This is a genomic window from Nonomuraea cypriaca (assembly GCF_015645445.1).
Taxonomy (GTDB): Bacteria; Actinomycetota; Actinomycetes; order Streptosporangiales; family Streptosporangiaceae; genus Nonomuraea; species Nonomuraea cypriaca.
Genome location: NZ_JADOGI010000421.1, coordinates 1 through 4301 on the forward strand (window position 1 = coordinate 1; position 4301 = coordinate 4301).

A 4301-nucleotide genomic window follows, 5' to 3' on the forward strand; every position below is an offset into this window, starting at 1 on the left:
CTCCTCGCCCCGCGCCCCCAACGACCTCTCATAAGCACATCACTCGGCGCCCGCGCTGTCTGGCGCCCGCGCTGCTCGGCGCCCGCGCTGTTCCCGGGAATCCGTTCGCCCTGTTATCCACAGCGCGAGCCAGATCCCTCTCGCTCATCCCCAGAACCGTGTTCGGCCCCACGCCGCCGCCACCAACCCCGGCACCCTTGGGGCCCATGACGAGCACCAACACCTCCTCCGAGTCCTGCCTGACCCTGACCAGCCCCACCGACATCCTGGCCGCCGTGCCCTACCTGGTCGGCTTCCACCCGAGCGCCAGCCTCATCGTGATCGGGCTCGACCGAGGCCAGGCGAAGGTGGTGGCCAGATGGGGGGTCCCCTTCCCTCCGGACACACTCGCTCCGATGCTCTCCCTCTTCGACCGGGAGGGCGTAACGGAGGCCGTCATCATCGGCTACGGCTCGGGTGACATGGTCACCCCCGCGGTGGACGAGGCAAGGCGACTGGCCGCCAAGGGCGAGGTTCGCGTAGGGGAGGCTCTGCGCGCCCATGAGGGCCGCTACTGGTCATACGTCTGCGACGTCCCGTCGTGCTGCCCACCCGAAGGCACCCCGTACGATCCGACCACCACCCAGGTCGCAGCCGAGGCCACAGTGCGCGGCATGGTCGCACTCCCCGACCGCGAAGCCCTCGAACGCATGATCGCCCCCGTCACCGGTCCCGTACGCATGGCGATGCGCCGAGCCACGGCCGACGTCATCGGGGAGGTTCGCGGCGACCTCATGGCCGCACCAAACCTCGACGCCTTCGCCGAGCAGCACATAACGGACGGCCTGGCCAGAGTCCGATCAGCCCTGACCACCCACGGCGAAGGCGGCCGCCTGAACGACGCGGAGGCGGCAAGACTGGGCCTGGACTTGGCGATCGTCAGGGTCCGCGACGAGGCATGGACCCTCATGCACGAATCCCATGCCCCTCTCTGGAAGGACCTGACCCGCAGACTGGAGCCCCGATTCGTCCCACCGGCCGCGTCCCTCCTGGCCATGTCCGCCTGGCGAGCCGGAAACAGCGTCCAAGCCACCATCGCCCTCGAGCGAGCCCTGACCATCGACCCCGGCTACTCGATGGCCAACCTCCTCATGCACGCCCTCCAAAATCTGCTCTCGCCCGCCATCCTCAGCGGCCGCCTCCCCACTCCCGCCGAACTCGACGCCGCGATGGGCTCTCCCCACGCAGGCTGGCTACTCCCCTTGATCAACCTCTTCGACGAGGACGACGCCCACACCCAACCCTGCTGATGGCCACCCAACACGCCGCACCCGACCCCACCTCGCCGCCGCATGCCGCACCCCGCCATGCGAACGCGCGGTCGCCTTGTGTCGCCTGCCTGGCGTTGCGGATTTGCCGCGCCCTGCTGTCGCACGCCCGGCCCAGCAGACGCGCACCTTGCCTTGCCGGCCGACCGGCAGAACATGATGGCCAGGCATGACCTGGACACGCCGGCCACCCACCCTGCCCACCTCGGCGTGCCCACCGATTCCTACAGGTTCCGGCGTGCCTAGGCGGCGCGCCTACCGGTTCTGCCGTGCCCACCGGTTCCGCGTGCCCACCGGTTCCGCCGTGCCGTCCGGGCTGCCCGTCCGTCCGCCTACCCACCCGTACCGGGAGGCCCATCCGCGCCCGCTCGTAGACGAGCATGGGGCCCGTTGAGATTTAACGAGCCCCATGCACATGCCAGAAACCAATGCCCGTTCAGTCAATCGTCAGAGGACGGTTGACTGGCAGCCCCGAGCGGCCGATCGAGGGCGCACATCGACGACGGGTGGCCGCGAGGAAGGCCACAAGCCTAGGAGAGGCCTTCCTCACGGCGCCGGCGCTCGTTGTATGCGCGCATGCGTTGCGGATACCCGGTGAGCTGGACGTCGTACACCGGCAAAGCGAGGTCACGGGCGACCTTGTGGATCACGGCGGGGGAGCCGACCCTGCGCCTTGTCCATTCACCGTCATCGGCAACTGCCACAGCGGTCGTGTCAGTAGCGAATGTCTCGGGCTCGACGTAGAACTCGACGCCGCGCCGCGAACGGGCAAAGGCGATGAGCGCTTCAATATCGGCGTCTGTCGCCTCACGGTCGAACTTCGCGATCTTAGGACCACGCCGTCGACGAAGGCCGTAGCGGTCTCGCCATCTCATGAATCCTTTTTATACCGTCTGGAGCGCCTGCGTCGGGGATGATCTAGGGGACAAATCCGGGTTTCTCCCGATGGCACCTGAAGCTCGGGCGACGCAGTATGAGAGATGACTACCCAATTCTCTAAGGAGAGGCATGGCGATTATGGCTGGGGTACCGAAAACCCCTGGGCCGGGACAGGCGCCGCCAGCTCATCTGCGCGTCACCAACCAGGACCGAGAGCACGTGGTCGAGCACGTCAAGGTCGCCTACGCGGAGGGCCGTTTCGACGAGCTCGAGTTCGACGACCGCCTGGAGCGTGCGATGACGGCGCGCACCCACGGCGACCTGATGCCCATCATGAGCGAGTTGTACGGCACCCAAGCCGTGGCCCGGCTCAGCCCACTGCCGCCGCCGGTTCGCTCGGAGCGTGCGCCTGAAAGCAACGAACGCCTCGGCGCCGCCGCCGCACACCTCCTGGTACTGCTCGGGATCCCGGTCGTCGGCCCGCTGATCCTGCTGCTCACCGGGGGCAAGACGTCGCCCTACATCCGCAGGCACGCGTTGGAGGCGCTCAACTTCCAGATCACCCTGGTAGGGGCGTCGGTCCTCCTGCCGTTGACCATCATCGGCGTGGTGCTCCTGCCGGTCATCTGGGTCGTGGGCATCGTCCTCGCCATCGTCGGCGGCGTCTCCGCACTGTCCGAAGGCACCTTCCGCTACCCCATGACCATCCGCCTGGTGAAATGACACCACAGCGCGGCAACTCCGGGCCTGCCACGTAGTACGAACCCCAGGGTGCGGGCTCCCGAGCGTGCAGGTCAGGCAGGTGCGGGCTTCCCACAGTGCGGCCTTGCGGGCGCGGACTTCCTGTGGTCGGAGGTATGACCGCGTGCAGGTGCGGCCCGCTCGAAGCAGGCGCAGGGTGTGCGGTACGGGCTCCCCAGGCGCGGAGTTCTCAACGTGCAGGCCACATGGGGTGCCCGAAGGCTTGGGCTGCAAAGGTGTTGGCTCTTGGGATGTGGGCGCCCGCAAAATGCGGTCGTGAAAAATACGGGCTTGCCATGATTCAGGCGCCCAGGGTGCGGGCTTCCCAGGGTGCGGTTCTCGTCGCGCCGGTGTGGTTTCTTCCCTGTATTCGCCGGTCAAAGGCGCACGGTCAGCGGGACAGGACCTTGTACTTGACCTTTATGACCCCGGCGGTCCTCTTGCCGATGGCGGAGAAGGCCGCCTGGGACAGGTCGAGGCAGCGACCGTACACGTACGGGCCCCGGTCGTTGATGCGGACCTTGACCGACGCGCCAGTGTTCGGATTGGTGACGCGGACCTTGCTGCCCAGAGGGAGAGTCTTGTGGGCGGCGGTCATGGCGGCCGGGTTGAAGCGCTCGCCACTGGCCGTCATCTGCGGCTCCCCGTAGTGCGAAGCCCTGCAGGCACGGGACGAGAGCACGCGGAACTTAGGCTCGGCCACCTCGGTCTCGGCCACCTCGGTCTCGGCCACCTCGGTTTCTGGAGCTTCGGCGGTCTCTGTCTCGGCCGCCACGATCTCGGCCGCCTCGGTTTCGTAGTTCTCGGAAGTCTCGGTTTCTGGAGTCTCGGCGCCCTTGGTCTCGGAGGCCTCCATCTCGGCGGCCTCTGTCTCGGGGGTCTCCATATAGGGGGGTTCAGGGACCTCTGTCTCAGCGCCCTCGGTTTCAGCGGTGTCGGTCTTGCGCTTCTTGGTTGTGGCTGTGGGCTCGGGAGAATCCGTGGCCTCTGAACGCGCACTCGACGAGGGCCTGTCCGCTTCGTTCGGGGAAGCGCTCTTGGTGGGCTGGGCCGAGGCGGAAGGCTCAGCAGGCTTGGAGGGTTCGTCCGAGGCAGAGGTCTCATCAGGCGCGACGGGGTCGTCCGAGGCGTCGGCCTCCCCCGGCGTGGAGGCAGAGCCCTGACCCCGGTTGGGGGTAATGCCATCGCCTCGGTTGGGGGCAAAGCCTTCACCTCGGTTGGGGGTAATGCCCTCAGTCGGCTCGGTGGGAGGGCCCTCACTCAGGTTGGTGGGAGGGGCCTCACCTGGGGTGGTGGGAGGGCCCTCAGTCGGCTTTCTGGGAAGGCTCTCACTCGGCTTCGCGGGAGGGCCCTCAGACGGCTTGGCCGGAGAGG

At 67.6% G+C, this 4301-nt stretch carries 4 protein-coding genes; 2 read left to right on the plus strand and 2 right to left on the minus strand.

Features of this window, described 5'->3' with window-relative positions:
- Positions 1–206: 206 nt before the first annotated feature.
- Entirely contained in the window at positions 207–1289 is a 1083-nt protein-coding gene (locus tag ITP53_RS54140; protein ID WP_195903269.1) for a DUF4192 domain-containing protein, read from the plus strand.
- A 548-nt stretch (positions 1290–1837) separates the two neighbouring features.
- Here ITP53_RS54140 and ITP53_RS54145 read toward each other — a convergent pair.
- Positions 1838–2182 carry a hypothetical protein gene (locus ITP53_RS54145; RefSeq protein WP_195903270.1) on the minus strand — a complete coding sequence of 115 codons (345 nt, stop codon included), beginning with the start codon at positions 2180–2182 and terminating at the stop codon, positions 1838–1840.
- A 133-nt stretch (positions 2183–2315) separates the two neighbouring features.
- Here ITP53_RS54145 and ITP53_RS54150 point away from each other — a divergent pair, with 133 nt between their 5' ends.
- Positions 2316–2909 (plus strand): DUF1707 and DUF4870 domain-containing protein, encoded by a 594-nt coding sequence (locus ITP53_RS54150; protein WP_236052221.1) that lies wholly within the window; start codon positions 2316–2318, stop codon positions 2907–2909.
- Positions 2910–3318: 409 nt separating this feature from the next.
- Here ITP53_RS54150 and ITP53_RS60865 read toward each other — a convergent pair whose 3' ends face one another.
- Positions 3319–3813, minus strand: a complete 495-nt coding sequence (locus tag ITP53_RS60865) for a septal ring lytic transglycosylase RlpA family protein (RefSeq protein WP_195903271.1) — start codon at positions 3811–3813, stop codon at positions 3319–3321.
- Positions 3814–4301 lie beyond the last annotated feature (488 nt).

Excerpts from the sequence above, each read along its gene's own strand:
- ITP53_RS54140 (WP_195903269.1), top strand. The coding sequence starts at position 207 with ATGACGAGCACCAACACCTCCTCCGAGTCCTGCCTGACCCTGACCAGC.
- ITP53_RS54145 (WP_195903270.1), bottom strand. The coding sequence starts at position 2,182 with ATGAGATGGCGAGACCGCTACGGCCTTCGTCGACGGCGTGGTCCTAAG.
- ITP53_RS54150 (WP_236052221.1), top strand. The coding sequence starts at position 2,316 with ATGGCGATTATGGCTGGGGTACCGAAAACCCCTGGGCCGGGACAGGCG.
- ITP53_RS60865 (WP_195903271.1), bottom strand. The coding sequence starts at position 3,813 with ATGGAGACCCCCGAGACAGAGGCCGCCGAGATGGAGGCCTCCGAGACC.